Raw genomic sequence first — 24,085 nt, forward strand, 5'->3', positions numbered from 1 at the left:
TTTCGCATTGCGGATACCCGCACGCGCGCGCCGGTCGAGGCGCGTACGGTCGCAGAACAGCACGAGGGACGGCCACCGGCTGCACCGCCTCCAGCGCGGTCCGTACGGCGCAGTCCCCCGCCATCTCTTCACCCCGACGACACCCGTCGGGGATCCTCCCCGAGTCGCGGCCGGCACCGCGACGTCAGCACAGAACGGCGGCACCGACCATGGGCGCACTCCTCTACGGCACTCCTCCCACTTCGCACGAGATCGACGACCGGGCGCTCGCGCACCTCCAGATCGTCATGATCAACAAGTTCCGGCGCGACGAGGCGTTCGCGTTCCAGCTCGACGCCTCCAGCGCGCACGGCACCGGCCGGCAGACGCTCTGGCTGCACCCGACCATCCCTCTGCAGTTCTCGTTCCACGGCAGCCGCATGCCGGCTATCAACGCCGGCTGGGTGCGCGCGCTCATGGAGGAGGCGAACAGCGGCCGCGGCCTGCGGATCGTCGCTGAGCCGGCCCAGCAGCAGGAGTCGTCCGGGCTCACGCACGCGGCCTGAGCAGCTGATGACGCGCCACGCAGGACTGCCGAGCGCTCCTCCGGGTGCGACCGGGGCGACCGACGTCGTCGACTTCGTGCAGCTCGCCGGGTCCGTGGACGGCGCGGGCTTCGAGTGCTCGTCGACCGTCGGCGGCGTCAGCGGCGGCCTCTGCCTCACCGAGGACGCGCTGGTGCTGAGGGGCGGCGGCGCCTCGACCAGGGTCGGCACCCGCGACATCCGCTCGTGGCAGGCCACCCCGACCGGTGCGACCTTCTCGCTCGCCGTCGAGGCCCGAGCCCGGCACACCGTGGTGCTGCTCGCACAGTTCCAGGCAGCCACCGTGCAGGCCATGACCCGCGCGGCCGGACCTGCGTCCAGTCCTGTCCGCTGAGCGAATTCCCCGGACGGGTGACAGGCCTGTCGGCGCTCCGCGTGCGAGTCTGTGGAGGATGGAACAGAACGGCGGAGTCGTCCGCTCCGACATCGGCGGGCGGGACATCGAGCAGGCGCGGGCGCTCCTCGAGCGCTCCTACAACGGACACCGCTTCGTCGTGGAGCCGAGCGCGGACTTCTCCTACCGCTACACGGCCGTCGGCGACGGCGACGTCACCCTGCGCGGGAGCCAGTTCGCCGGCTCGGTGCAGGGCTCGATCCAGACCCAGGGCGAGTACGTCGTCTCGTGGCTGACGGCCGGCGAGGGTGTGACGGACCTCGACGGCGACACGGTGGAGCTCGGATTCGGGCAACCCGCCGTGTTCGTCAACGGTCGGCCCAGCCGCTTCGAGTTCCACGACTACCGGCAGAATCTCATCCACTTCGACGGCTCCTACCTCGAGCGCATCGCGGAGGAGGTCGAGGGCACCGGCGGCGGCCCCCTCCTCTTCGACACCACGGCGCGGCCCGAGGGGGAGGCGCTGCGGCGCTGGTCGGCGACCGTCGCGACCGTCGCGCGGGTGATCTACGACGCCGAGAGCTCGCCGCTGCTTCGCAGTGAGGCCGACCGCGCCGTGGCCGTGGCCCTGCTCGAGACCTTCCCGCACGCCGCACTCGACACCCCCGGCGATCTCGCCGTCCCCCGCTCGGGCCGCCTGCGCCTGGCGATCGAGTTCATGTACGAGCACGCGCACGAACCGCTGCGCACCGAGGCGATCGCGGAGGCGGCCGGCATCGGCCTGCGCACGCTGCAGAGCGAGTTCCGCCGCGAGTTCGGCTTCACCGCCGTCGACTACTTGCGCCGCATCCGGCTCGACGGGGTGCAGAAGGAGCTGCGCGCCGGCGACTCCGGAGTCGTCAGCGTGAGCGAGGTGGCACGGCGCTGGGGCTTCGCGCACCTGGGGCGGTTCTCGGCCTCCTACGCCCACCGCTTCGGGGAACGGCCGAGCACCACGCTGGATTCGTGAGGGCGGGCGAGCGGGCGTGGATCAGAAGTAGTCCGTCTCGTCGTCGTCGTCCTCGGACCGCGCCTGGATCGTCGGCCGTGCCGGCTGGAGGCGCCGCGTCTTCTCGCGCATCGACTCGACGACCGCCGGGTCGTCGAGGTCGACGCCGCGGTCGAGGACCGGACCGCTGAAGAGCTGGCTCGCGGGTCCGATCAACAAACGCGTCTCGCCGCGCAGACCTTCGTCCGAGAGCGACGGCACCACGACGAAGTCCGACTTGCTCACGTTCGCGAGTGCCTGCGCGTACTCGACGACCGCTCCGCAGACCTCGTCCCCCAGCAGCACGTATCCGCTCGCGTAGTACAGCTTCTGCATCTCGCCCCTCCCGGACCCCCGAGCCGTCCCTCCCGGTCGACCTGTCCTCCGACGCTAGGACCGCGCCGAACGGGCGCCCCACCCCTTGACGGGGGTGGGGCCGAGGGGTGAGGGTCCGCCCCGCGCCGAGGCGCTGTCGCACAGGCCCCGTGCCGTGCCGTTAGCGGGGATCCAGTCGGGAGCTCTTCTGCGCCCCGATGTCCGAGGTCGACGGGTACCGGCAGGTCAGCTCCGGTCGAGAACGGCGCGCGCCAGCGACTCGAGGCGCGCCCGGTACTCCGGCCACCACATCTCCGGCACGGACGGCAGGTTGTCGCCGGGCGCTCGGAGTCCGACGCGCCCGTCGATCAGCTCACGGGCGATATCGGCGTGGCCCGCGTGCCGGTGGGTCTCGGCGGTGATGTGGACGAGGATCCGGTGCAGCGTGACCTCCCGCGTGGTCCACCAGGGCACGACGCCGGGCGCGTCGAGCGGCAGGGCCGCGACCGTCGCGTCGGAGTGGGCCCACACGCGGCGGTACAGCGCGACCACATCGGCGAGCGACTCGTCGGCCGTCGCCCACATGTCCGAGTTCGGCTCCGACTCCTCTTCCATCCACGGCATCGGCTCGGGGAACGGCCGACCGAACACCGCCCCGAGGTAGCCCGCCTCCGTGCCCGCCACGTGCTTCACCAGGCCGAGCAGGTTCGTCCCCGTCGCGACCAGCGGCCGACGCACGTCGTACTCGTCGAGCCCGTCGAGCTTCTGCAGCAGGGCGTCACGCCCCTCCTGCAGGTACCGGAGGAGGGTCTGCTTCGCGTCGTCGCTCATCCCCCCAGCCTGCCGCGCCCCGCGTGGTCGCGCCAGCGCCCGTCGCGCGGCAGGGTGCCTCCGCACGCGGACCGGGATCAGCAGAGCCGGCGCCCGCGGAGAGCGTTCCGCACGGGCAGTGTGCGTGAAGAACGAAGGACGGATCGCTGTCCGGACGCCGGGATCCGCGGATCCACGGACCTCCGGAGCGATCCTTCCGTCGTTCTTCACCGATCCGGCGTCGCCGACCCCCGGAGCGGGCCGCCGCCTCCTCGCCCGCGATCTCCGCCAGCATCGGATGCGCCTCGACCAGATCCCGGTCGACGGCCCGTGACTCCTGCAACGAGTGTCACGGGCCGATCAGAGGAACCGGTCGCTCCCACGAGCCCTGGCACTCGGACCCCGAGCGCGGAAACTGAGGGGAGGACGCCGGGAGCCGTCGCTGCTTCAGAGGGTCGGTGAGAAGGGGTCGAAATCGACAGGGACAGCGGGCACCGGCGTCGACAGGGTGCTGCCGATCGCGACGAACTCGCCGGTCTCGGCTGACTCCTGTGCCGAGAGCATGACGTCGAGCACATGGAATCCGAGCTCACCAGTGGCGACGTGCGGGCGGTCCTCGGCGATCGCCCGGACCATGTCGAGAAGACCGAGGCCTCGGCCGACGACCGTGCCCTTCTGCTCGATCTCGGTCCACTCCTGCTCGCCCCAATCGCCGTCGGCGATCGACGTCGCGGCTTTCACGAACGCGGTGCGACCCTCGAACTGGTTCGGGTCGGGGATCACGAGGGATCCCTCCGTGCCGTGGACCTCGAAGACGCCGTGGCGCTCGAGCGCGGAGTCGAAGCTCAGCAGGCTCGATGCCTGCTGGCCCGCGGCGAACGAGGTGAGGACCTGCAGCGAGGTGGGGACCTCGACGGGGAACGTGGTGCCGGCGTCGGGTCCGGAGCGGATGACCCGCTCCTCGAGCTTCTTGCGCCCGAGGGCGGCGACCCGCTCGACCTGACCGAAGAGGCTGACGAGGCCGGTGAAGTAGTACGGACCCATGTCGAGCAGCGGTCCGGCGCCCTGGGCGAAGAGGAACGCCGGGCTCGGGTGCCACAGGTCGGGGCCGACGGTCTGGAAGGTGGTGGACGCGAACATCGGCTCGCCGATGACGCCCTCCGCGATCGCGCGCTTGGCCGTCTGGAAGCCCGGGCCCAGGACGGTGTCGGGCGCCGAACCCACGCGGAGCCCCTTCGCGGCGGCGTCCTCGAGGAGCCGGGCCGCTCCGGCGCGGTCGAGGCCGAGCGGCTTCTCGCTCCAGACGTGCTTGCCCGCGGCGATCGCCGCGGCCGAGACCTCGATGTGCGCGGCGGGGATGGTCAGGTTGACGACGACTTGCACGTCGGGGTGCGCGAGGACGTCCTCGGCGGAGCCCCAGGCGGGGACTCCGTGCTTCTCGGCCTGGCTCTTCGCCCGGTCGAGCAGCAGATCGCCGACGATGACGACCTCGACATCCGGGAACGACTTCAGGTTCTCGAGGTAGGTGTCGCTGATGACGCCGACTCCGATGACGCCGACTCCGATGGGACCGCTCATGCCGCGTACCCGCCCTTCACGAGGAAGTCGTAGCTCGCCTGGATGTCCTCGAAGACGTCTCCCGGGGCGTTGTCGTACTCGATGACGGCGTACGTGATCGCACCCTCGCCGGCCGCGAGCGCCTCGACGAGAGGAACGTGGCCCTCGCCCGGACGGCGCTGATCGAGGGTGTCCGAGCCGAACGCCGCGGCGCCAGGAGCGAACGGGTTCTCGGCCGGCGCGACGCCGTCCTTGACGTGCACGGCGACCAGGCGCGAGCCCAGCTTCGACACGAGCGCGGCACCGTCCTGCCCGCCGGTCAGCGCCCAGAACAGGTCGAGTTCGATCTCGACGCGCTCGTCGGTCGTCGCGACGAAGCGCTCGTACGCAGTCTGCCCGTCGAAGGAGGCGATGAACTCCTGCGCGTGGTTGTGGTAACCGACCTTGAGGCCGAAGGTCGCGGCGATCTCGGCAGCCCTGTTGAGGCGGTCGGCGATGTCGGCGACGCCGTCCTCGGTCAGCCAGCGCTCGACCGGGACGAAGGGATCGATCACGGTCGTGATGCCGATCTCAGCGGCGGCCGCGAAGACCACCTCGGGAGCGGGCGTCGGGATGGAGCCGTCCGGGGTCCAGAGCTCGTCGGAGAGCAGCGGAGCGTGACCGGTCGGCGAGGCGAGGCCGCTCGCGTCGAGGGCCGCGCGGATCTCGGCGGGGCGGCTCACGAAGTCGAACGCCTCGACGTTCTTCAGGCCGATGGCCGCGAGCTTGTCGAGCGACCCGTAAGGGTCGTCGGAGAACTCCTTGGCCAGCGTGTACAGCTGGACGGAAGCCAGGGGGAGGGTCATGGTCGGTGTCGCTTTCGTTCGAAGGGAGGACAGGCTGGAGCGGGAGTGCCGTTCGTCCGGGGCGGCGGACGTCGCGCGCCGCTTCCGGAGGGGGTCGGAGCGGCCGGGTCTATCGGACTTTCTTGATGGGGAAGATGACGAGGGCGCCGACGACCGCGGCCACCGCGCAGACGGTGAACCACAATCCGTAGTTGTTGCCGGTCGGGTCGCTCACGTAGACGAGGATGCCACCGATCAGCGGGGCGAGCGTCTGGGGCAGTGCGTTGGCGATGTTGAAGACGCCGAGGTCTTTGCCGGAGTCGTCCGGGTTCGGCAGCACGTCGACGACGAGCGCCAGGTCGACGCCGACGTAGATGCCGTAGGCGATGCCCAGGATCGCCTCGAGGACGTAGAAGGCGCCGACGTCCTGCACGAAGATCAGGGCGAACGTGCCGACCGCGAACAGCGCGGTCGAGCTCCAGACGAACACCTTGCGGCGTCCGATCCTGTCGGACAACCAGCCGGCGAAGTAGCTCGCGCCGATCAGCGCCACCGTGTAGATCAGCACGCTGGTGCTGATGACGCCGGGGATGTTCTCCGTCTCGACCCCGATGTGGTTCAGGAGGTAGAAGAAGCGGAAGGTCGTGAAGCCGAAGCTCGCGAACGTGATCAGGAAGCGCGACCACCACGCCAGCGCGTAGTCGGGGTTCTTCACCGGGCTGACCCAGAACGTCTCGGCCCAGTCACGCAGGGTGGCCTTCGGCGGGGCGACGGGAAGCCGCTTGTCGGGCAGCACGACGGCGAAGACGACCATGACGATGATCGCCAGGATCGACGGCGCCACGAACATGATGACGAGCTGGTCGACGAAGGCCTGGGCGACGTAGGTGCCGCCGAGGATGCCGACGTTCTGCGCGATCCCGAGGGCGGCGCTGATCTTGCCGCGCTGGAACTTCGGCACCTGATCGGCGAGCGTGGCGATGAAGGGTGCGAGCGTCATGTTCGCGCCGAGCTGGGCGAGCGACCAGCCGATGGTGGCGATGAGGAGCGTCGGAGCGAGGGCCATGATCGCGAAGGCGACGGTCATGATGACCGTGCCGGAGACGATCCAGACGCGGCGACGCCCGAATCGGCTCGTCGAGCGGTCGGAGAGCCTGCCGAAGACGACGTTCGCGACGGTCGCGAACAGCGCGCCGAAACCGCCGAGGATCGCGGCCGCTCCGGTCGCGCCGTTCTGCGCGATCTCGCCCGCGACGACGAGCGACTCGATCTTCAGGCCGATGCCGACGATCGCGGGCCCGAGCAGCGCGATGAAGAAGATCAGCTGCGCGGCGAGCAGCCAGAAGACGTAGCCCCGCGTCGCGGGCTCCATCGGTTCAGGGAACCCGCTGTTCTTCCGCACTGTCGCCGTCGACGTGGTCATGCCCGAAGGCATCCCCGCCGCAGATCCGCTCGACATCGTCATTGTCGTTTCCTCTCACCGTTGAGTGCCGATGCCGTGGATGATCGGAGTCGAAAACCACGCACCGTGTGGTTTTAGTATCCCTACAGGAGGGCAGAGCCGCAAACGGAAGGTGCGGCCGTGCGGTGGCGGTCGGGATCGCGTGCATGGGTCGCGTCGACTGCGGCGGCCATCCCTCGAGAACGACAGGGCGGCTCCACGAAACGATGACTGTTTGCAATAGTGCGCGTCTGCAACTATATTTGCCGACATGTCCGCCTCCCCGCTGTTCAAGCCCGTCGCCCTCGGCGCCCTGCAGGTGCCGAACCGCGTCATCATGGCGCCGCTGACTCGGCGGCGCGCGAGCCGGGGTCGAGTGCCGAACGCGCTGATGGCGGAGTACTACGCCCAACGCAGCGGCGCGGGCCTCATCGTGAGTGAGGCGACATCGGTGAGCCCCCAGGGCGTGGGCTACCCGGACACGCCCGGCATCTGGTCACGTGAGCAGGTCGAGGGGTGGACGCTCGTCACCGACGCGGTGCACGCGGCGGGTGGCCGGATCATGCTGCAGCTGTGGCACGTGGGTCGCGTCTCCGATCCGGAACTGCTCGAGGGGCGGCTGCCGGTCGCACCGAGCGCGATCGCCCCAGCGGGACGAGTGAGCGTCCTGCGCCCGAAGCGGGCTTACACGCCGCCGCGTGCACTCGAGACAGACGAGATCCCCGGCATCGTGGAGGACTTCCGTCGCGGCGCCGTCAACGCGCAGGCCGCCGGCTTCGACGGCGTGGAGATCCACGCGGCGAACGGCTACCTGATCGATCAGTTCCTCCAGGACAGCACGAACCACCGCACCGACCGCTACGGCGGCTCGGTCGAGAACCGCGCCCGGTTCCTCCTCGAGATCGCCGATGCGGTCGCTGACGTCTGGGGCGCCGACCGTGTCGGCGTGCACCTGCGCCCGCGAGGCGAGGAGCACGACATGGGCGACAGCGACCCCCGCGCGATCTTCGGACACGTCGCGGCCGAGCTCGGGCGGCGCGGCATCGCATTCCTGTTCGTCCGCGAGATCGAGGGCGAGGACAGCCTGCTCGGCCACCTGCGAGACCGATTCGCCGGCCCCGTCATCGCCAACGAGGAGATGGATCACAGCGATGGGCGCAGGCTGATCGACGCGGGGACCGCCGACGCGATCGCCTTCGGTCGCGACTACATCGCCACCCCCGACCTCGCCGAGCGCATCCGCGCCGGGCAGCCGTGGAACGAGCAGAACCCCGCCACCTTCTACCCGCAGCCCGACACCGATCCCGCCGTCGGATACATCGACTACCCGGCGTTCGGCCGCTAGGGCGCCGGTACGGTCGACCCATGGCATTCCCCGACGACGCGACCGAGGTCCGCGCCCAGGGCTGGCGCACGCTGGCCCTGTTCCACGACCTCATCGCAGCAGAGCTCGGAGGGGCGCTCCACGAGCACGCCGATCTCTCGGTCGTCGAGTACACGCTCCTCGACGTCCTCAGCCGCCAGGTCGGGGAACACCACCTGCGCATGAACCAGGTCGCCCGCGCCACCGCGCTCTCCCCCAGCGCCACCACGCGCCTCGTCGCCCGCCTCGAAGCGCGAGGCCTCCTCACCCGTTACCTCTGCGTCGACGACCGCCGCGGCATCTACACAGAGCTCACCCCAGCCGGTCACGCCCTGCTCGACCACGCTCGACCCCACCACGACACAGCGCTCCGGCGCGCCCTCCGAGAAGCCGAGGACGTCCCGGAACTCCAGGCCCTCGCTCAGAACTTCAGCGCGACGAGCTGACACGAGGCACGCGCTGCGGCGGGAACGCCGTTGAATCCCGGCGGCTCGGAGCGTCCTGGTGGGGGGGGTGGAACCGGCCGGCGGAGGGAGTGCGGTGGCCCGGGACTCCCTCTTGAACGGTCGAGGGACCGCGAGTGGGGCGGCCTCTCGGTTGGCTCGCGAGCACCCTCGCCTCCGATGGCGTGGACCTGAGCGTTCGCACGTGGTCCGTCGCGTCTGAGGAAGCGGGTGCGGATTGCACCGCTAAAGTTGCACTCCCGGCGGCTGCAACACAGATCCACACCTACTCGGCTCATCCCAGCGCCGAGTCCGGAGTCTCGCTTCGACGGTTCGACGGAATCTACGCCGTTTCGAAAGCGGCGACAGTTAGCGATGCGCTCACAGCCCTGTCACCTGCAGGGCGCTCGGCCAGCTCGTGGATCACTCGTCCGAGTTCGCGAGCGAGCCCTTGAACCCTGGGCCATTCCTCGGCGGGGATAGACACGTGGGCGTCGGTGAAGGCGAAGGTGGTGTTCTCGCGGTAGAGGGGCGCGCGTGCCGTGAGCTGATAGGCAAGCGCCTGCATCAAGCCCAGGAAGCTCTCGCGATCCGAGTCGGTGAGCGCCTCGCCGCTGTCGGAGTTATGAGTGTATCGCTTTGCGATCCCACCTCGGATCGCAACTTCGTCGACGAGCTCGAGCAGTCCGCCTTCGGCAAGACGCCGTATGTGGTAGCTGACGTTGGCCTGGGTCTCCCCGAGCTCACGTGCCGCCGCTGCCGCGCTCATCGTGCGCCCGGTCAGGAGTGAGAGCAGTCGGAGCCGGAGCGGGTGCGCCACCAACCGCAGTCCCTTCACATCAGCGCTGTCTTGGTCGTTCATCCGTGAATTCCTCCGATATCGCTGCGACGCCGCACGCCCTACCGAGCCTCAACTGTAAACGCCGGCATCACAGCTGTATGCGAGGTCAACCCTTCACGGCTGCTGCGGCTGCACCTGGACGCCAGACGTGCACGACGATAGCGGCAGCGATCAGGACCGCACCCACGGCCGAAAGGTATGCTGCCGCAGCGCCGAACGTGATGCCGTCTAGCAGCGCACCTCCCAGGGCAAGGGCAAGGGCAGCTCCGGCGTTCACGGCCGTGTTGATGAGAGCGGAAGCCTCCGTGCGCTCCTCAGCGGGAGCGAGGTCGTCCGAGGCGACATACCCGGCGATCAGTGAGGGAGCCACAAACAGGCCCATCACCACGAATACTGCCAGCTGAGCACCGACATGGGTGATCCATGCCATCGCCAGAAGCGTCGCTAAGCCCGCCAGCCCGAGCGCCACCATCCTGGGCACAGCGGGCCACCTCCAGTTTCGAGCGCCGTAGACAAGGCCTCCGATCGCGCTGCCAATCGCGAAGCAGGCCAGCAAAATACCCGAACCAGCGTCTCCGATGGCTTGCCCGTAGGCTGTGGCAAGCAGCTCCGCCGCTCCAAGGACTAAGCCGACAGCGGCGAGAACGAGGAGCACCGGCCAGAACCGAAGGTGACGCAGAGGGCCAATCCAACTGCGCCAGTCTAGGCCGCGACCAAGGCGTTCCACCGGCGTCGGCGTCGGACCCAACGCGACCCAGAGCGTGCCCAGGAGCCCAGTAGCGGCAGCAGTCAGTACGGCGATCACTGGCCCGTTCGGCAGCAGCATGAACACCCCCACCAGCAGGGGGCCGATGATGAAGACGAGCTCCTCGATCACCGCGTCCAGACTGTATGCCCTCCTCCGGTGTTCGTCCGTCGGTGACAGCAGCGCCCAGATTCCTCGGACAACGGCACCCAACGGAGGTGTGCACACGCCGCTCAGTGCGCCCAGGAGTACGAGGACCCAGACCGGCACTGGACTCTGCGCAACGCAGACGATGCTGACCAGACCTGCCGCGTATCCCAGCGCCAGAAGTGGAAGCACCCGACGAGCCCCGAAACGATCAACCAGCCGAGCACGAAGCGGAGCGACGACGACGTTGCCAACGCCGAACACGCCCGCGACAGCGCCTGAGATCGCGAACCCGTTCGACCCGGCCTGGAGGAGCAGCAACAGCCCCAACGACACCATCGCGAACGAAAGTTTGCCCACGATCGTCGGGGCGAGCACGCGCACAACGTGCGGCAAGCGCAGGACAGTGAGGTAGTTCACGTGAGTCTCTGCGTCCATGCGCGTGCTCGCTCTTCTGTGGCTACTTGTCGACAGCTCCACGTACTCCGAGGGCCTTGTCATACATACCACCAAACAAGCCTTTGCGGGTAGTCGATCGCCGCCGGTGACACCGGCGTGCGCGGTCCAGCCTCCGGTCTTGGTGAGGGCGGCGACACTGCGGCCCTCGAGCGACGCATCACCGCCGGAGCCGACCGCCAGGGGTCGGCCGACGAGGTCGTAGCCGGGCGTGAAGGAGGCTGCCGGGTCGTGTCAGTCGATCACATTTCGTACAACCTCCAGCTCCCGCCCTCTGCCGGGCCTTCGACCGGCGCATCGTCAGCGACGAGGACGGCTCGCTCACGGGAGGAGACAAGAGCATCTCTCGATGCGAAGAGGTAGCGCTCTGTTCCGCGAGCGCGGTTGATTGCCTCCTTCACGGCGGCGAGCAGTGCGGAGTCGTCGGAACTCTGCGAGATGTAGCGGCGAGTGGCCTCGTTGAGGATGAGGATCATCGCGCGGCCATCCCTGCGGGGCCGAAGGAGAAGCGCCTCGTCGTCCACCCTGCTGACGAGGAACTCGGAGTCTAGAGCTCGAAAGGACGTCATCCGGCGTACCGTAGCGCTCCACCCGACTCATGACAAGAAGCCTGCGAAAGGCCCGGAGAGAGGTTCTCGATCAGAAGCGACACGTCCTAAATTAGCGACACATCCTACATTGCCAGTCATCATTACGGACATCGGGGGATGCAGGATGAAAAAGATTCTCACAATCACGGTGGCGGCAATCATCACCGCTGGGCTCTCGGGCGGGGCGGCCTCGGCCACGGCGGCCGACGAGGCTTCCTCGCGGAGTTCGGTCACCGCACTCCAGCCGGCCGACGGGACGTGGGTTCTCGACAGCCCCGGAAGCCGGGATCGTGTCGCTCAAGCGCGAGCGGACGTCGGGTACGCGGCAGGAACGACGCCCTACCCGCAGGCGCCCGCTTACGAGTGTCTCGCCGTGTTCCAGGATCAGAGCGGCGAGAAGGTCGTGTTGCGCCAGGGGCAGTCGGGCGAGTCGGCTTTCGGCTACCTTCACGGGCTGATCGACCACGGTGTGGAGGAACAGACGATCGATGCGGTCGTGACCGGCAGTGCGGCAGGGCAGCTCCAGGCGAACGGCCGTTACCTCTACGGGGCGGTCTTCTTGAAAGACGGCGAGCCTCAGATCCGGTTCGAGACGATTCATGACCGGCAGCCCTCCTCTGCGAGCCCTGACTCATTCGAGTTGGGCGTCGTCACCTCCTACTGCAAGGGCCCTGGCACTCAAGACCCCGAAGAGGCGTGCCCTCAATGAGGCTTATGCAAAATTGGTTTCGTTCTGGGTGAAGAAGATTAGTCCGCGGACGGCGTTGAAGGCGTCTGGGAAAGTGTGCAGTGGTCGTCTGTAGTCGGTGTGGAAGATTCGCCAGGTTTTAATGTTAGCGATTGTTCTCTCGATCACGTAGCGGTGAGTGTTCACGAAACGGTTGTGCTGTTTCGCGTGCTCTGGCAAATGTTCTTCGCCGGGTCTCCTTTTTATTGGTGTGATCATTCCGGCGCCTTGGTAGCCTTTGTCGGCCAAAGTATTCGAGAGGTTGATGATGTCGGCCAAGTGTGATTCTCGGAATGCGTGAGCATCATGGTGTTTGCCCGGAATCGGATCCGAAATGTGGATCAGCCGACCGGAGAGATCGGCGAGGACCTGGCAGGTGTGCCCCGTGGTCTTGTGTTTGCCGGAGTACAGCTCGGGCGCGTCTGCTCAGGACCAGCACGGGAGGAGGGTCCCGTCGATGACGGCCGTCGTCTCGCCGACCGCAGCCTCGACGTCCGGCTGCTCGTCGTCGGTCACGACAGTGAGCATCGCTTCCACTAGCGCGATTGTTCGCGACACGGTCGACTGACTGACACCGACCACATCGGCGATCAACTGTTCGGTGACGTTGTGGCGATAGTAGAGAAGAGTGACCTGTAGTGCCCCGGCGAGCGACAGTCTGCGTGGCCGTCCTCGCCGCCGCTGCCACAGGAATTCGTTTTCGATCCGTTCGGCGAGAATCGCATATTGCTCGGTCGTCATCCCTGTAGTAGTCTGCTTGTGCACCGGCTGGTTCCTTTGCGAAGAGTTTCTGTTGGAAGTTGCTCTTCAAGCAAAGCGGATCAGCCGGTGTTTTTCGTGACCGACACGCACTAATTTATACTGGGTCAATCGATTTTTGCATAAGCCTCCATGGGTGAATGACTCCCTCCCGGCAGGCATCGGCGGATGAGGCCCTCGCAAGAGAAGTGCTGCGGGTGCAGCGCTTGCATGCGGGTCGATCTCTCGACGTGCGTGGCTGGAGCGTCGTTGACATCGGCTCCGATACTGACGCTCGGGATCCAAGAGACGTGCTTCCTAAGGGACTGCGACCCGCCGTCGAGCACATCTGGCCACGGCGCGTCGGCGACGACGGCGCGGTGTACGTCAATGTCGAAGCCGGCAACGACGTGGAGGCGGATCCCGTCGTCTCACGGGTCGTACAGTTCCCAACGGCCGCTACCAGGCGGGTCTTCGACGGGCGAGTCGTCCGCGAGGAGACAGGCTCGCTCACGTGAGGAGACGAGTGCGTCTCCCGACGCGAGGAGGTAGCGCTACGGCGAGAACGCCCAGCCTCAATGAACCTCGCGTCCATCCGCGGCCCGCCTGTCGTGCGGTCCCGGTCTCCTCAGCGCACTCATACCTGCACTGTACGAACCGACCCATCACACTCACCCGCACCCGGATCTGCGCGAAAAGTGAGATCGAGGAGCGCTGTCGGGACCTGCGGCGCCCGGCTCTCCGCACCGATGGACTCGATGAGCCGTCCTTCTTCGAGACGCTGTGCCCGAGCACGATGATCCGAGCGAGGGTGCCTCTCGGTTGACAGACTGTGCTGGTGTCCTCCATGACGAAGATCCGAGCACTGCTGACCAGGGCCCAACGTGAGGAGACAAACATCAAGCTCCGTCTCGCCTTCGGGAACCGCGAGACGGTCGACGGGTTCATCATCGGTACAGGCCGGAAGTGGGCACTCCTCGCGGCGACGATGACCGGCGGCTTCTTCGACGGGTACGTCGCCGTCCGTCTCAAGGAGATCGAGCGAGCGCGGCCGAATCGGTCGTGGGAAGCGCGATTCTCGCGAACCCGGCCGGAGTGGCCCCCTCGCCCGCCCGCCGATCGTCCGGCGATCGATCTAGACACCACCTCGGGGATGCTGGCCACCCTCCTCGACCCGGACGCCCTGGTCGGGATGGAACGTCGCAAGAAGTACAGCGCGCTGTGGGTGGGCGTCCCGTACGCGCTCACTCGCCACTGGCTCTCACTGTGGGAGGTGGACGCGACAGCGGTCTGGCACGAACGGCCGCTCGGCTACCGACCCCGGACCATCGCCCTCGTCCGGATCGGCGACCACTACCTCCGTGGACTCGCGGCCATCGCCGGCGATCGACCTCCTCAGGACCTGCCGTACGGCTGGGCCGCACGCTCGAAGCACGCACGACGTGAGTCTCAACGACAGGAAGCCCAGCCCCTCGCGGAGACGATCTCCGCGGAGTAGCCGACGCTGGTGGCGACCGTCGATGACCGAGACGACCGATGCAGAGCTCGTTCGGGACGCGCTCGTGAAGGAGGTCCGGGAGAGCTTCGCCTCAGACGTAGAAGTGGTCCACATCTGGATCGAGAACACCGGGAGCGTGTGCGTCCTCTATCGACGTGCGGCCGGCGGGCACCAGGTGATCGGTCGGCGAGTGCGCTTCCCTCCCCACGCCAGAGATGATGACCCGGCATCGACGGGGGCCGACGCAGCGCAGGACATGGCCGAGCCTCTCGGCGCACTCGCTGGGCATGCGCGGCTCGCCGACGGGATCATGTGGGTCGGAATCCCCGAAGCCGACCCACTGCCGACGCCTCCAGGCAGGGGTTCACCACCGAGCGACGGCTGAGCGGCTACCAGGCCCGAACGGGCAGCGGCGACCCTCCGCCCCCTACCCCGCACCCCGCCCCACCCGTAGGTTTGGTGGAATCCGCATCGCCGACCGCGCACCACTGAGGCTGGAGGAACCCCATGGCCACGACACCCGTGCTCCGCAGGCTCGCGATCGCTCTCGTCGCGGTCGTCTCACTCGGGGCGGCGGGTGCCGCGCCCGCGACCGCGCTCGACAAGCCGATCTCCGGGTATCTCAAGGATGCCGGGCCCGAGAAGATCCGCAACGTCCTCGGCGGGCCGCTCATCTCGCCGTCGACACAGGTCGGCTACGGAGGGGCGGTCTCGAGCGTCGACGCGAACGCGAGCCGGGTGGGCATGGAGGTGCTCAAGCGCGGCGGCAACGCGGCCGACGCGGCGGTCGCCACGGCGGCCGCTCTCGGGGTGAGCGAGCCCTACAGCGCCGGCATCGGCGGCGGCGGGTACTTCGTCTACTTCGACAAGGCGTCCGGCGAGGTCAGCACCATCGACGGGCGTGAGACCGCTCCGGCCGGGATCACCTCGGACGCCTTCCTCGACCCGGCGACCGGAACGCCGTACCCGTTCAGTCCGGACCTCGTGTCCTCCGGAGTCGCGGTCGGCGTTCCGGGCACGGTGGCGACCTGGGACACCGCCGTCGACCGCTTCGGCACGCTGCCGCTCCCGGTCGTGCTGGCGCCCTCGATCGCGCTCGCGGCGAAGGGCTTCCGGGTCGACGAGACGTTCCGCAGCCAGACGCTCGACAACCGCGAGCGGTTCGAAGCGTTCCCGGACACGGCCGCGCTGTTCCTCCCCGGCGGCGACGCGCCGAAGGTGGGCAGCACGTTCCGCAACCTCGACCTCGCGAAAACGCTGACCTCGATCGCCGTCCACGGGCCGGACGCGTTCTACGAAGGCGCGCTCGCCGCGGAGATCGCCGACACGGTCCAGAATCCGCGGGTCGCGCCCGGCTCCGACCTGCCCGCCCCGGCCGGCTCGCTGACGGCCGCCGACCTCGCCGCCTACTCGGTGGCGGAGCAGGCGCCCACGCACGTCTCCTACCGCGGGCTCGACGTCTACGGCATGGCGCCCTCCTCCTCCGGCGGGATCGCGGTCGGCGAGGCGCTGAACATCCTCGAGAACCACGACCTCTCCGCCGCGGACACCGGCAGCGCCCTGCACCTCTACCTCGAGGCGTCCGCCCGCGCCTTCGCCGACCGCGGCGCCTCCGTGGGCGACCCGGCGTTCACCGACGTGCCCACCGAGACGCTGCTCAGCCAGGAGTTCGCGGACTCGCGGGACTGCACGATCGACCCGACCACCGCCTCCGTGCGTCCGGTCGCGCCCGGCGCTCTCGACGGCTCCGGATGCTCGACCGCACCCGCCACGACCGAGTCGGACACCGAGAACATCTCGACCACCCACCTCTCCGTCGTCGACAAGTGGGGCAACGCCGCCTCCTACACGCTGACGATCGAGCAGACCGGCGGCTCGGCGATGACCGTCCCCGGGCGCGGCTTCCTCCTCAACAACGAGCTCACCGACTTCTCCACGACGTTCGTCGACGGCGACCCGAACCGGATCGAGCCGGGCAAGCGCCCACGCTCGTCGATGTCGCCGACGATCGTCCTCGACGACGGAGACGTCCGGTTCGTCGTCGGCTCGCCGGGAGGATCGACGATCATCACGACGGTCCTCCAGACGCTCGTCAACCGCATCGACCTCGGGATGACGCTCCCGGAGGCGGTGGCGGCGCCCCGCGCCTCCCAGCGCAACGCCGCAGCGACCTCGGCCGAGCCCGAGTTCATCGAGGCGTACGCCGACGACCTCGCCCCCTACGGACAGCAGCTGACCCCCTCGGGAGACACCTTCACCTCGGCCGCGCAGATCGGCGCGGTGGCGGCCATCGAGGTCAACCCCTCGGGCCGGATGACGGCGGTCGCCGAACCGGTGCGGCGCGGCGGCGGCGTCGGACTGGTGGTCCGTCCGGAGAAGTGACGCGGGGCGCGGCCACGCTCAGCTCCGGCACCCGACCCGGTGAACGGGTACGGGGTCGCGGACGTCCTCGCCGAGCGTCTTCCGCAGCGCCGCCCTCGGCCTCCTCCTCGCGGCCTGTTCGGAGGCGGCGGGCCTGCACAACGAAGGCTGGGCGCCCGATCCCGGCCGAGAACCGCTCCCCGGCCGCTCTCAGCCTTCGTTGCGCAGGAGGATGCCGCGAGACCGGGCGGGACAGAGCGGGCGCAACGGGGAGGGTGGGCCGGGAAGGGCCACCCTTCGCAAGCGCCCCCTCCAGGAGGATCGCGACACGGCCCACCACGCCGATTCCCGCCGATGACTCTGCAGGACCTCGCCGACGACCTCGCCGGAGCTCTCGACCGACCGGCGACGATCGAGGATCAGGCACGAGAGACGGGCGCCGAGATCGCGGCGAGCCCGTCACGAATCGTCCGACCCGGCTCCGCTCCGGCCGCCCGCGATCGACCGGGCTCGACCGAGAGGATCTGGACGATCGTGGAAACACGGTTTTGCCCCTGGGAGCGCTCCCACGCCCCTATCGTGGAGCCGTTCCCCACTCACTCGGGGAGTCACCACCTTGAATTCGACCCGGGCGGGGCTCGGGATCGACGCGAGCACGGAGGTTCGAAGATGCCGTTTGTGACCACGGACGATGGCGTAGAGATCTACTACAAGGACTGGGGCAGCACCGACGCGCAGCCCATCGTGTTCCACCACGGCTGGCCGCTGTCCTCCGACGACTGGGACGCGCAGATGCTGTTCTTCCACGCGCAGGGCTATCGCGTGATCGCCAGCGACCGGCGCGGCCACGGACGCTCCAGCCAGGTGGGCACCGGCCACGACATGGACCACTACGCGAGCGACGTCAACGCCGTGATCGAGCACCTCGACCTGCGCAACGCGATCCACATCGGCCACTCGACCGGTGGCGGACAGGTCGCTCGCTACGTCGCGAAGTACGGCGAGCCGCAGGGCCGCGTCGCCAAGGCGATCCTCGTGTCGGCGGTGCCGCCGCTCATGGTGCAGACCGAGGCGAACCCGGAGGGCACGCCGATCTCGGTCTTCGACGGATTCCGCGACGCGCTCGCGGCCAATCGCGCCGAGTTCTTCCAGGCCGTCGCCTCCGGCCCGTTCTACGGCTTCAACCGGGCCGGCGCCGACGTCTCGCAGCCCGTGATCGACAACTGGTGGCGCCAGGGCATGACCGGATCCGCGCTGGCGCACTACGAGGGCATCAAGGCCTTCTCGGAGACGGACCAGACCGACGACCTGAAGGCCATCACCGTCCCGGTCCTCGTCACCCAGGGCGACGACGACCAGGTCGTGCCCTACAAGGACGCCGCGCTCAAGCAGCACGAGCTGCTGCAGAACTCGACCCTCAAGGTCTACGAGGGCTACCCGCACGGCATGCTGACGGTCCACGCCGACGTCATCAACCCCGACCTGCTCGCCTTCATCCGGGAGTAGCGCGGTTCGCAGGTGCGCTCCGGCCGATCCGGGACGCACCTGCTGAACCCACGCGGGGCTCCTCCCGGGAGTCGGCGCGGGACGGCGCTCCCGAGGTGACACGCGGCGCCCCCTCGTCCGAGCGCTGCGCGTGCCCCAGCCCGCGGAGCCGTCGCAGCAGCGCGCGCGCCACCCGGTCGTTCTCGCGGAACGACACCGCGTTCGTCCCCGGCCGAGAGAACGCACCGACGAACGGCGCATCGGTGTAGGGCCCGATCGCGTACCTCCTACCGAAGCGGTCACCGCTCGCCGAACGCAGCAGAGCGTCGCCCTGGTGCACGCGCAGCCGGCCGGTCGAGACGAGCGCGTCGCCCAGGTCGACGAGGTCCTCGACCGCCTCGCCCGAGGCGACGAGGGCGCGGAGCAGGGCGTCGTCGCTCGTCGCGACCCCCGCCTGCGGGAGGCGGGCGTCGACGAGCGCGCCCGCAGCGACCACGCGATCGGCCGAGGCGCTGCTCGCGACGAAGCGGCCCTCCTCCTCGGAGGCGACGACGCGGATACCGGGGCCGAGGAAGTCGACGACGCCCGCCTCCGACAGTGCGAGCAGCTCGTCGAGGCGGTGCGCGGGCGGGCCGCTCGCGAGGAAGCTGAACCAGCCGAGCCACCAGCCGTGCAGATCTTCGATGCGCGACCGAGGCGTCCACTCGGCCGAGGCGGTGAGGTCGGCGAGGAGGAGGTGGCTGCGCAGCACCGCGAGGAACAGGCCCATTGTGGCGCTGTGCTCCTGACGGGTGCGCAGGGCGAGGTCGCCCCGGACGTAGGCGCGCACCGCCTCCTGCACCGCGGCCGCGTCCTCGAACCGGGTGCCGGCCAGCGGACGGTCGAGGTCGGGGAGGAAGAGCCGGTCGGTCTCGTCGGGCACGGTCTCGGCGACCAGCGCCGCGAGCGCCCGCGCATCGTCGAGGACCCGCGGGGCGTCGGCCCCGAGTGCCGGGACGGCGTAGCCCTGCGCGGCCTCGAGACGGGGCCCGCCGGAGGCGGCGAGCACCGATGCGCGCGGATCGAGCCGCGAGAACGCCTCCGCGAACCGCGACCAGTCGGCGCTCACCCGCTCGGGGTGGCCGGTGAACAGCTCGCGGTAGTAGCCCCAGAGCAGCTCCTGGGCGATCGGCGGCCAGACGTCCTCGGCGAAGTCGAGGGCTCGGCCGCGCGAGCGCAGCCGATCGGCGACGGAGGCGGTGAACCAGCGGAGCTCGGGCGCCGCCCCCTGCAGGGTCGAACCGATCTTGGAGTGGTACGGCACGCCGCGGCGGCTGCTGATCACGATCCGCGGCTCTCGGCCCGACGGCAGGTACCGCAGGGCACCGGCCTCATCGCGCTCGAAACGGCCGCCCCTGCCCTCGGTGAGCAGCACCACCAGGTCGACGGCCACGAGTCCGAAGCCGCGCACGATCACATCCCGGCCCGGGGCCAGAGCGCTGAGGTCCGCGTCGGCGGTAAACGACGGAGGGAGGTAGTCGAGGCCGTGCCGCGCGGCGAAAGCGGCCAGGCCCGCCTCCTCCTCCGTCGGCAGCGCGCCGCTGTGACCGAGCGAGAACAGCACGAGATCGGCGGCGAGCGTGTCGCCGGAGTCGAGGACGACCAGCTGCCGGCCGTCGTGGTCGCCGACGACCTCGGTGGCGCGCGCCCGGTGCTCTCTGACCTCGATGTCCGGTCCGAGCGCGGCGACCGCCTCCCGGTAGAACCAGCGGAGGTAGAGGCTCTGCAGCCGGCGAGTGGGGAAGCTGTCGCCTCGGAGCCCGTCGATCTCGCGGCGGACGGCGGCGTCTCCGGCGTCGAGGACCACCTCGCCGGAGCGCACGGCCTCCGCCCACTCGATCAACGACGGGCCGGGGCGTACGGGGCCCTCGATCGTCGAGCTCGCGTCGGTGAACATCGTGACGTCGGCGGCGAGCGAGTTGAGCTTCAGCAGCGGCGACTGCTCGTAGCGCCAGATGCGGCCGGGGCCGATCGGGAACGGATCGACGAGGTGGACGATGAGCCGCCCGGTGCCGAGCTCGGGAGCGTTCGCGGCGAGCCGTTCGAGCACGCCCACCGCCCGCGGTCCACCGCCGACGATCACGAGGGATCGGACCTCCTCCGCTGCTGTCATGACTCCACTCTGCGCGAGAGCGCCCGCCCGCGGCGCGGAACGACCCCGAGTGGGTCGCTCTGTGACGGCCGGTGACGAAGTGCGTCCGGCCCTGCTGGACCGCCGTCGGACCGTCGCCTAGCGTCGAGGCCCACGGCAGGCCGGACGACGCCCGCCCCGACGGCAGGGAGACCCAGTGCCCATCGTATTCCTCGGCATCGCCGCGCTCAACGACGGCAGCGAGACGCGAGCGCGCAGCGGAGCGAGCTTCGATCCGGAGTACACGCTGCGTCTGGCCGCCGCCCACGAGGACAGCGGGTGGGACCGCATCCTCTTCGCCTACCACTCGGGCGCTCCCGACCCGGCGATCACCGCCGCCTTCATCGCATCGCGGCTCGAGCGCATCCAGCTTCTCCTCGCGCACCGGCCCAACGTCTCCTATCCGACGGTCGCGGCGAAGGCGTTCGCGACCCTCGACCAGCTCAGCGGAGGGCGCCTGAGCGTCCACTTCATCACGGGAGGCTCCGACGCGGACCAGGCGGCGGAGGGCGACTTCCTCACGAAGGACGAACGCTACGCGCGCACCGCCGAGTACATCCGCATCGTCAAGAAGGTCTGGAGCTCGCCCGAGCCCTTCGACCACGAGGGCGACCACTACCGCTTCACAGGATTCGTCAGCGACATCCCGCCCGCGCAGCAGCCGCGGCCGCAGATCTCGTTCGGCGGCTCCTCCCCCGCCGCCCTCGCCGTGGGCGCCGCCGAGAGCGACATCTACGCACTCTGGGGCGAGCCGCTGCGCAACACGGCCGAGCAGATCCGCAGCGTCACGGAGGCGTCCGCCGCGGCCGGCCGCGCCGACCGGCCGCGCATCCAGGTCGCCTTCCGCCCCATCCTCGGCGCGACCGAGGAGCAGGCGTGGGAGAAGGCGGAGTCGATCCTCGGCCGCATCCAGGCGCGCACCCGCGAGCTGGCACCGGCGGGGCTCACCGCTCCCGAGAACACGGGATCGCAGCGTCTGCTGTCGATCGCGGCCGAGGGCGACCGGTTCGACCGCGCCCTCTGGACGAAGGCCGGAGCCGCGGCGGGCGCCCGCGGCAACTCGAACGCCCTCGTCGGCACTCCCGAGACCGTGGCGGCCGCCCTGCTCGACTACGTCGATCTCGGCGTCGACATCATCTCGGCGCGCGGCTACGACTACATCGACGACACCCTCGACTTCGGGCGGCACGTGATCCCGCTGGTGCGCGAGGAGGTCGCGCGCCGCGACGCCGCCGCTGCCTCCGTCTCCGCTGAGGCCGCGCATGCCGGCGTCTGACGGTCCGCGCGACGAGTTCGTCCGCGTCCGCGCCGACGATCCGCGCGCGCGGCCTCTCCTTGACGAGCTCGAGCGCGAATACGACACGCGCTACGGCACGGCCCTCGGCGAGCCGGCGTCGGCCGAGCTGGCGCGCTACCCGGTCGAGGCCTTCGCGCCTCCGACCGGCGCGTTCGTGCTGCTGCTGCGCGACGGCACGACGATCGCGGGAGGCGCGCTGAAAGCCTTCGACGCCACGACCGCCGAGCTCAAGCGCATCTGGACCTCGTCGGCGCACCGGCGCCAGGGTCTCGCCCTCCGCGTCGTCACCGAGCTCGAGGAGGAGGCCGGCCGGCTCGGCTATTCGACCGTCTACCTCACGACCGGCCCCCTCCAGCCGGAGGCGGTCCGCCTCTACCTCACCGCGGGCTACACCCCGCTCTACGACGTGACCCAGCCTCCGGAGGTGGTGCTGCTGCACGGCTTCGCGAAGACGCTGACCGAGCAGCCGCTCGACGTCGCGCGGATCCAGGTCGCCCACGACGCCTCCTTCGCCGAGCTCGCCGCCTCGCTGCCCGACGGCGGAGCGGGCCTGCGGGCCGGCATCCTCGGACGAGCCTCGTGACCGGCACGATCGCGCCGCCGAAGGGCGCCGCGCAGCCGCTCCCGGTCGGCGACCTGGCACGGCTGGGCGAACGGCCGGTGATCCCGCTCCGGCATCCCGTGCGCTGGGTGGTCACGGCGCTGGTCGTTGTGCTGCTGCTCAACGCCGCCCAGACGCTCGTCACCAACCCCTCGTGGGAGTGGGCGAAGGTGGGCACCTGGCTCTTCAGCCCCGCGATCCTCAAGGGCCTCCAGCTCACCCTGCTCGCGACGGCGATCAGCGCCGTGGTGAGCTTCGTCGGAGGCGTCCTCGTCGCGATCGCGCGGCTCTCGGGCAATCCGGTGCTGAGCACCCTCAGCTGGGGCTACATCTGGCTGTTCCGCTCGGTGCCGCTGATCCTGGTGCTGATCTTCCTGTTCAACCTCGGCAACCTCTACCCGACCATCGGCATCGGCATCCCGTTCGGACCGCAGTGGTCGGTGCCCACCGTCTCGCTGCTGCCTCCGCTCGCCCTCGGCGTCATCGGCCTGAGCCTGTCCGAGATCGCGTACAGCGCCGAGGTCGTCCGATCGGGTGTGCTGGCCGTCGATCAGGGGCAGCACGAGGCGGCCAAGGCGCTGGGCATCCCGCAGCGCCGGCAGTTCACCCGCATCGTGCTGCCGCAGGCGCTGCGGTCGATCGTGCCGGCGTACGTCAACCAGATCATCGGCCTGCTGAAGGCCAGCTCGCTGCTCTTCTACGTCTCGCTGCTCGACCTGTTCGGGGTCGCTCAGAACCTCGGCAGCACGCATCCGACGGACATCATCCCCCTGCTCGTCGTCGCGACGATCTGGTACCTGGTGCTGACCTCGGCGATCTCGGTCGTGCAGTTCTCCATAGAGCGCTTCTACGCCCGGGGTGCGCACCGGGAGATGCCGCCGACCCCGTTCGAGCGGGTGCGGCGCGCGCTCGCCGGGCTGAGGAGCCCCCGGTGACCGCTGCCATCGAGATCCACAACGCGACCAAGTCGTACGGAGGCAGGGCGGTGCTCCGCGGAGTCGACCTGCGCGTCGAGGCGGGCACCGTCACCGTGATCCTCGGCCCCAGCGGCTCCGGCAAGTCGACGTTGCTGAGGGCGATCAACCACCTCGAGAAGCTCGACGAGGGCGTCGTCGCGCTGAACGGCGAGCTGATCGGCGTGCGTCTGCGCGGCGACCGGCTCAAGGAGCTTCCCGAGAAGGAGATCCTGCGGCAGCGGGCGAGGATCGGCTTCGTCTTCCAGAACTTCAACCTGTTCCCACACCTGACGATCCTCGAGAACGTCAGCGAGGCTCCGATCTCGCAGGGCCGCCCGCCCGCCGAGGCCCGCGAGCGTGCGCGCGAGCTGCTCGACCGGGTCGGCCTCGCCGACAAGGAGGCGGCGTACCCGCGCCAGATCTCGGGCGGCCAGCAGCAGCGCGTCGCCATCGCGCGGGCGCTCGCGCTCGACCCCGAGGTGATCCTCTTCGACGAGCCGACCTCGGCGCTCGATCCGGAGCTCGTCGGCGAGGTGCTCCAGGTCATCCGCTCCCTCGCCGAGAGCGGGCGGACCCTCCTCGTCGTCACCCACGAGATCGGCTTCGCCCGCGAGGTGGCCGACCAGGTCGTGTTCGTCGACGACGGCCGGGGGATCGAGCAGGGCACGCCGGCCGAGGTCCTCGACCGGCCGCAGCATCCGCGCACCCGCGACTTCCTCGGCCGCGTACTCGGCTGACTCCCTCACCACCGGCACGACAGACACAGGATCAGGAC

The 24,085-nt window shown here is 69.6% G+C and carries 27 protein-coding genes; 16 read left to right on the top strand and 11 right to left on the bottom strand.

Going from position 1 to position 24,085, the window contains the following annotated elements; translation table 11 throughout:
* Positions 1–209 precede the first annotated feature (209 nt).
* The 3 genes from GSU10_RS14590 to GSU10_RS14600 are packed head-to-tail and all read left to right on the top strand — an operon-like array spanning position 210 to position 1,927.
* A complete protein-coding gene (locus GSU10_RS14590) occupies positions 210–545 on the top strand; it encodes a DUF7882 family protein (RefSeq protein ID WP_068209257.1) in 336 nt (111 codons plus the stop codon).
* Positions 546–552: 7 nt separating this feature from the next.
* Positions 553–918 (top strand): hypothetical protein, encoded by a 366-nt coding sequence (locus tag GSU10_RS14595; protein ID WP_068209259.1) that lies wholly within the window; start codon positions 553–555, stop codon positions 916–918.
* A gap of 58 nt (positions 919–976) precedes the next feature.
* Positions 977–1,927, top strand: a complete 951-nt coding sequence (locus tag GSU10_RS14600; protein WP_068209264.1) for a helix-turn-helix transcriptional regulator — start codon at positions 977–979, stop codon at positions 1,925–1,927.
* Positions 1,928–1,948: 21 nt separating this feature from the next.
* Here GSU10_RS14600 and GSU10_RS14605 read toward each other — a convergent pair whose 3' ends face one another.
* Together GSU10_RS14605 and GSU10_RS14610 are read right to left on the bottom strand one after the other, a co-directional pair.
* Positions 1,949–2,281 (bottom strand): hypothetical protein, encoded by a 333-nt coding sequence (locus GSU10_RS14605; RefSeq protein WP_068209267.1) that lies wholly within the window; start codon positions 2,279–2,281, stop codon positions 1,949–1,951.
* A 225-nt stretch (positions 2,282–2,506) separates the two neighbouring features.
* Positions 2,507–3,091 carry a DinB family protein gene (locus GSU10_RS14610; RefSeq protein WP_068209269.1) on the bottom strand — a complete coding sequence of 195 codons (585 nt, stop codon included), beginning with the start codon at positions 3,089–3,091 and terminating at the stop codon, positions 2,507–2,509.
* Positions 3,092–3,215: 124 nt separating this feature from the next.
* On the opposite strand from GSU10_RS14610, the gene GSU10_RS14615 reads away from it, so the two are divergent.
* Entirely contained in the window at positions 3,216–3,404 is a 189-nt protein-coding gene (locus GSU10_RS14615; RefSeq protein ID WP_132505870.1) for a hypothetical protein, read from the top strand.
* Positions 3,405–3,517: 113 nt separating this feature from the next.
* Here the strand turns inward: GSU10_RS14615 and GSU10_RS14620 are convergent, their stop codons facing one another.
* From GSU10_RS14620 to GSU10_RS14630, 3 genes are all read right to left on the bottom strand, one after another.
* On the bottom strand, positions 3,518–4,648 hold the full coding sequence (locus GSU10_RS14620; protein ID WP_068209274.1) for a Gfo/Idh/MocA family protein: 1,131 nt from the start codon (positions 4,646–4,648) through the stop codon (positions 3,518–3,520).
* Entirely contained in the window at positions 4,645–5,472 is an 828-nt protein-coding gene (locus GSU10_RS14625; RefSeq protein WP_068209277.1) for a sugar phosphate isomerase/epimerase family protein, read from the bottom strand. The genes GSU10_RS14620 and GSU10_RS14625 overlap by 4 nt, the downstream gene beginning before the upstream one ends.
* A 109-nt stretch (positions 5,473–5,581) precedes the next feature.
* Positions 5,582–6,823, bottom strand: a complete 1,242-nt coding sequence (locus GSU10_RS14630) for an MFS transporter (RefSeq protein ID WP_244311485.1) — start codon at positions 6,821–6,823, stop codon at positions 5,582–5,584.
* Positions 6,824–7,163: 340 nt separating this feature from the next.
* Between GSU10_RS14630 and GSU10_RS14635 the strand changes: the two genes are divergently transcribed.
* Both GSU10_RS14635 and GSU10_RS14640 read left to right on the top strand, forming a co-directional pair.
* A complete protein-coding gene (locus GSU10_RS14635; protein WP_068209283.1) occupies positions 7,164–8,237 on the top strand; it encodes an alkene reductase in 1,074 nt (357 codons plus the stop codon).
* 20 nt (positions 8,238–8,257) lie between these two features.
* Positions 8,258–8,701, top strand: a complete 444-nt coding sequence (locus tag GSU10_RS14640; RefSeq protein WP_068209286.1) for a MarR family winged helix-turn-helix transcriptional regulator — start codon at positions 8,258–8,260, stop codon at positions 8,699–8,701.
* A 340-nt stretch (positions 8,702–9,041) separates the two neighbouring features.
* Here GSU10_RS14640 and GSU10_RS14645 read toward each other — a convergent pair whose 3' ends face one another.
* The 3 genes from GSU10_RS14645 to GSU10_RS14655 all read right to left on the bottom strand — a co-directional run bounded on the left by GSU10_RS14645 (position 9,042) and on the right by GSU10_RS14655 (position 11,363).
* The gene (locus GSU10_RS14645; protein WP_068209289.1) at positions 9,042–9,560 is read right to left on the bottom strand and encodes a winged helix-turn-helix domain-containing protein; all 519 of its coding nucleotides are present in this window, start codon (positions 9,558–9,560) and stop codon (positions 9,042–9,044) included.
* An 85-nt stretch (positions 9,561–9,645) separates the two neighbouring features.
* Positions 9,646–10,851, bottom strand: a complete 1,206-nt coding sequence (locus tag GSU10_RS14650; protein WP_199220904.1) for an MFS transporter — start codon at positions 10,849–10,851, stop codon at positions 9,646–9,648.
* 278 nt (positions 10,852–11,129) lie between these two features.
* A complete protein-coding gene (locus tag GSU10_RS14655) occupies positions 11,130–11,363 on the bottom strand; it encodes a hypothetical protein (protein WP_153038796.1) in 234 nt (77 codons plus the stop codon).
* A gap of 238 nt (positions 11,364–11,601) precedes the next feature.
* Here GSU10_RS14655 and GSU10_RS14660 point away from each other — a divergent pair, with 238 nt between their 5' ends.
* Entirely contained in the window at positions 11,602–12,186 is a 585-nt protein-coding gene (locus GSU10_RS14660; protein WP_132505864.1) for a hypothetical protein, read from the top strand.
* Positions 12,187–12,189: 3 nt separating this feature from the next.
* On the opposite strand, the gene GSU10_RS14665 is transcribed toward GSU10_RS14660, so the two are convergent.
* Together GSU10_RS14665 and GSU10_RS15360 are read right to left on the bottom strand one after the other, a co-directional pair.
* Entirely contained in the window at positions 12,190–12,615 is a 426-nt protein-coding gene (locus GSU10_RS14665; RefSeq protein WP_208859923.1) for a transposase family protein, read from the bottom strand.
* Between the two features lie 15 nt (positions 12,616–12,630).
* Positions 12,631–12,969, bottom strand: a complete 339-nt coding sequence (locus GSU10_RS15360; protein WP_208859919.1) for a helix-turn-helix domain-containing protein — start codon at positions 12,967–12,969, stop codon at positions 12,631–12,633.
* 134 nt (positions 12,970–13,103) lie between these two features.
* On the opposite strand from GSU10_RS15360, the gene GSU10_RS14675 reads away from it, so the two are divergent.
* The 5 genes from GSU10_RS14675 to GSU10_RS14695 all read left to right on the top strand — a co-directional run bounded on the left by GSU10_RS14675 (position 13,104) and on the right by GSU10_RS14695 (position 18,307).
* The gene (locus tag GSU10_RS14675; protein ID WP_132505820.1) at positions 13,104–13,460 is read left to right on the top strand and encodes a hypothetical protein; all 357 of its coding nucleotides are present in this window, start codon (positions 13,104–13,106) and stop codon (positions 13,458–13,460) included.
* 320 nt (positions 13,461–13,780) lie between these two features.
* The gene (locus GSU10_RS14680; protein ID WP_132505823.1) at positions 13,781–14,440 is read left to right on the top strand and encodes a hypothetical protein; all 660 of its coding nucleotides are present in this window, start codon (positions 13,781–13,783) and stop codon (positions 14,438–14,440) included.
* A gap of 22 nt (positions 14,441–14,462) precedes the next feature.
* Positions 14,463–14,825 (top strand): hypothetical protein, encoded by a 363-nt coding sequence (locus GSU10_RS14685; RefSeq protein ID WP_068212112.1) that lies wholly within the window; start codon positions 14,463–14,465, stop codon positions 14,823–14,825.
* A 122-nt stretch (positions 14,826–14,947) separates the two neighbouring features.
* Entirely contained in the window at positions 14,948–16,822 is a 1,875-nt protein-coding gene (gene ggt, locus GSU10_RS14690) for a gamma-glutamyltransferase (RefSeq protein WP_082845214.1), read from the top strand.
* 648 nt (positions 16,823–17,470) lie between these two features.
* Positions 17,471–18,307: an alpha/beta fold hydrolase gene (locus tag GSU10_RS14695; protein ID WP_068212118.1), complete on the top strand. Its 837-nt coding sequence runs from the start codon at positions 17,471–17,473 to the stop codon at positions 18,305–18,307.
* Here the strand turns inward: GSU10_RS14695 and GSU10_RS14700 are convergent.
* Entirely contained in the window at positions 18,294–20,438 is a 2,145-nt protein-coding gene (locus tag GSU10_RS14700; RefSeq protein ID WP_132505826.1) for an FAD/NAD(P)-binding protein, read from the bottom strand. The two genes, GSU10_RS14695 and GSU10_RS14700, sit on opposite strands and share 14 nt — an antisense overlap.
* 175 nt (positions 20,439–20,613) lie before the next feature.
* Here GSU10_RS14700 and GSU10_RS14705 point away from each other — a divergent pair, with 175 nt between their 5' ends.
* From GSU10_RS14705 to GSU10_RS14720, 4 genes are read left to right on the top strand one after another with little or no spacing between them, the layout of a single operon-like run.
* Complete coding sequence (locus GSU10_RS14705) at positions 20,614–21,732, top strand: LLM class flavin-dependent oxidoreductase (RefSeq protein ID WP_068212108.1); 1,119 nt, start codon at positions 20,614–20,616, stop codon at positions 21,730–21,732.
* Positions 21,719–22,336, top strand: coding sequence for a GNAT family N-acetyltransferase (locus tag GSU10_RS14710; protein ID WP_068212107.1), 618 nt, complete (start codon positions 21,719–21,721; stop codon positions 22,334–22,336). The genes GSU10_RS14705 and GSU10_RS14710 overlap by 14 nt, the downstream gene beginning before the upstream one ends.
* The gene (locus tag GSU10_RS14715; RefSeq protein WP_132505829.1) at positions 22,333–23,289 is read left to right on the top strand and encodes an amino acid ABC transporter permease; all 957 of its coding nucleotides are present in this window, start codon (positions 22,333–22,335) and stop codon (positions 23,287–23,289) included. Before GSU10_RS14710 ends, GSU10_RS14715 begins: the two co-directional genes overlap by 4 nt.
* The gene (locus GSU10_RS14720) at positions 23,286–24,047 is read left to right on the top strand and encodes an amino acid ABC transporter ATP-binding protein (RefSeq protein WP_068212106.1); all 762 of its coding nucleotides are present in this window, start codon (positions 23,286–23,288) and stop codon (positions 24,045–24,047) included. The genes GSU10_RS14715 and GSU10_RS14720 overlap by 4 nt, the downstream gene beginning before the upstream one ends.
* The last annotated feature ends 38 nt before the right edge of the window (positions 24,048–24,085 follow it).

It is taken from the genome of Rathayibacter tanaceti, assembly GCF_009834165.1.
In the GTDB taxonomy this organism is placed as follows: domain Bacteria; phylum Actinomycetota; class Actinomycetes; order Actinomycetales; family Microbacteriaceae; genus Rathayibacter; species Rathayibacter tanaceti.

What these genes read in the sequence shown, in the direction of transcription:
- GSU10_RS14590 (WP_068209257.1), top strand. Translation starts at nt 210, where the DNA reads ATGGGCGCACTCCTCTACGGCACTCCTCCCACTTCGCACGAGATCGAC.
- GSU10_RS14595 (WP_068209259.1), top strand. Translation starts at nt 553, where the DNA reads ATGACGCGCCACGCAGGACTGCCGAGCGCTCCTCCGGGTGCGACCGGG.
- GSU10_RS14600 (WP_068209264.1), top strand. Translation starts at nt 977, where the DNA reads ATGGAACAGAACGGCGGAGTCGTCCGCTCCGACATCGGCGGGCGGGAC.
- GSU10_RS14605 (WP_068209267.1), bottom strand. Translation starts at nt 2,281, where the DNA reads ATGCAGAAGCTGTACTACGCGAGCGGATACGTGCTGCTGGGGGACGAG.
- GSU10_RS14610 (WP_068209269.1), bottom strand. Translation starts at nt 3,091, where the DNA reads ATGAGCGACGACGCGAAGCAGACCCTCCTCCGGTACCTGCAGGAGGGG.
- GSU10_RS14620 (WP_068209274.1), bottom strand. Translation starts at nt 4,648, where the DNA reads ATGAGCGGTCCCATCGGAGTCGGCGTCATCGGAGTCGGCGTCATCAGC.
- GSU10_RS14625 (WP_068209277.1), bottom strand. Translation starts at nt 5,472, where the DNA reads ATGACCCTCCCCCTGGCTTCCGTCCAGCTGTACACGCTGGCCAAGGAG.
- GSU10_RS14630 (WP_244311485.1), bottom strand. Translation starts at nt 6,823, where the DNA reads ATGGAGCCCGCGACGCGGGGCTACGTCTTCTGGCTGCTCGCCGCGCAG.
- GSU10_RS14635 (WP_068209283.1), top strand. Translation starts at nt 7,164, where the DNA reads ATGTCCGCCTCCCCGCTGTTCAAGCCCGTCGCCCTCGGCGCCCTGCAG.
- GSU10_RS14640 (WP_068209286.1), top strand. Translation starts at nt 8,258, where the DNA reads ATGGCATTCCCCGACGACGCGACCGAGGTCCGCGCCCAGGGCTGGCGC.
- GSU10_RS14645 (WP_068209289.1), bottom strand. Translation starts at nt 9,560, where the DNA reads ATGAACGACCAAGACAGCGCTGATGTGAAGGGACTGCGGTTGGTGGCG.
- GSU10_RS14655 (WP_153038796.1), bottom strand. Translation starts at nt 11,363, where the DNA reads ATGATCCTCATCCTCAACGAGGCCACTCGCCGCTACATCTCGCAGAGT.
- GSU10_RS14660 (WP_132505864.1), top strand. Translation starts at nt 11,602, where the DNA reads ATGAAAAAGATTCTCACAATCACGGTGGCGGCAATCATCACCGCTGGG.
- GSU10_RS14675 (WP_132505820.1), top strand. Translation starts at nt 13,104, where the DNA reads ATGACTCCCTCCCGGCAGGCATCGGCGGATGAGGCCCTCGCAAGAGAA.
- GSU10_RS14685 (WP_068212112.1), top strand. Translation starts at nt 14,463, where the DNA reads ATGACCGAGACGACCGATGCAGAGCTCGTTCGGGACGCGCTCGTGAAG.
- ggt (WP_082845214.1), top strand. Translation starts at nt 14,948, where the DNA reads ATGGCCACGACACCCGTGCTCCGCAGGCTCGCGATCGCTCTCGTCGCG.
- GSU10_RS14695 (WP_068212118.1), top strand. Translation starts at nt 17,471, where the DNA reads ATGCCGTTTGTGACCACGGACGATGGCGTAGAGATCTACTACAAGGAC.
- GSU10_RS14700 (WP_132505826.1), bottom strand. Translation starts at nt 20,438, where the DNA reads ATGACAGCAGCGGAGGAGGTCCGATCCCTCGTGATCGTCGGCGGTGGA.
- GSU10_RS14710 (WP_068212107.1), top strand. Translation starts at nt 21,719, where the DNA reads ATGCCGGCGTCTGACGGTCCGCGCGACGAGTTCGTCCGCGTCCGCGCC.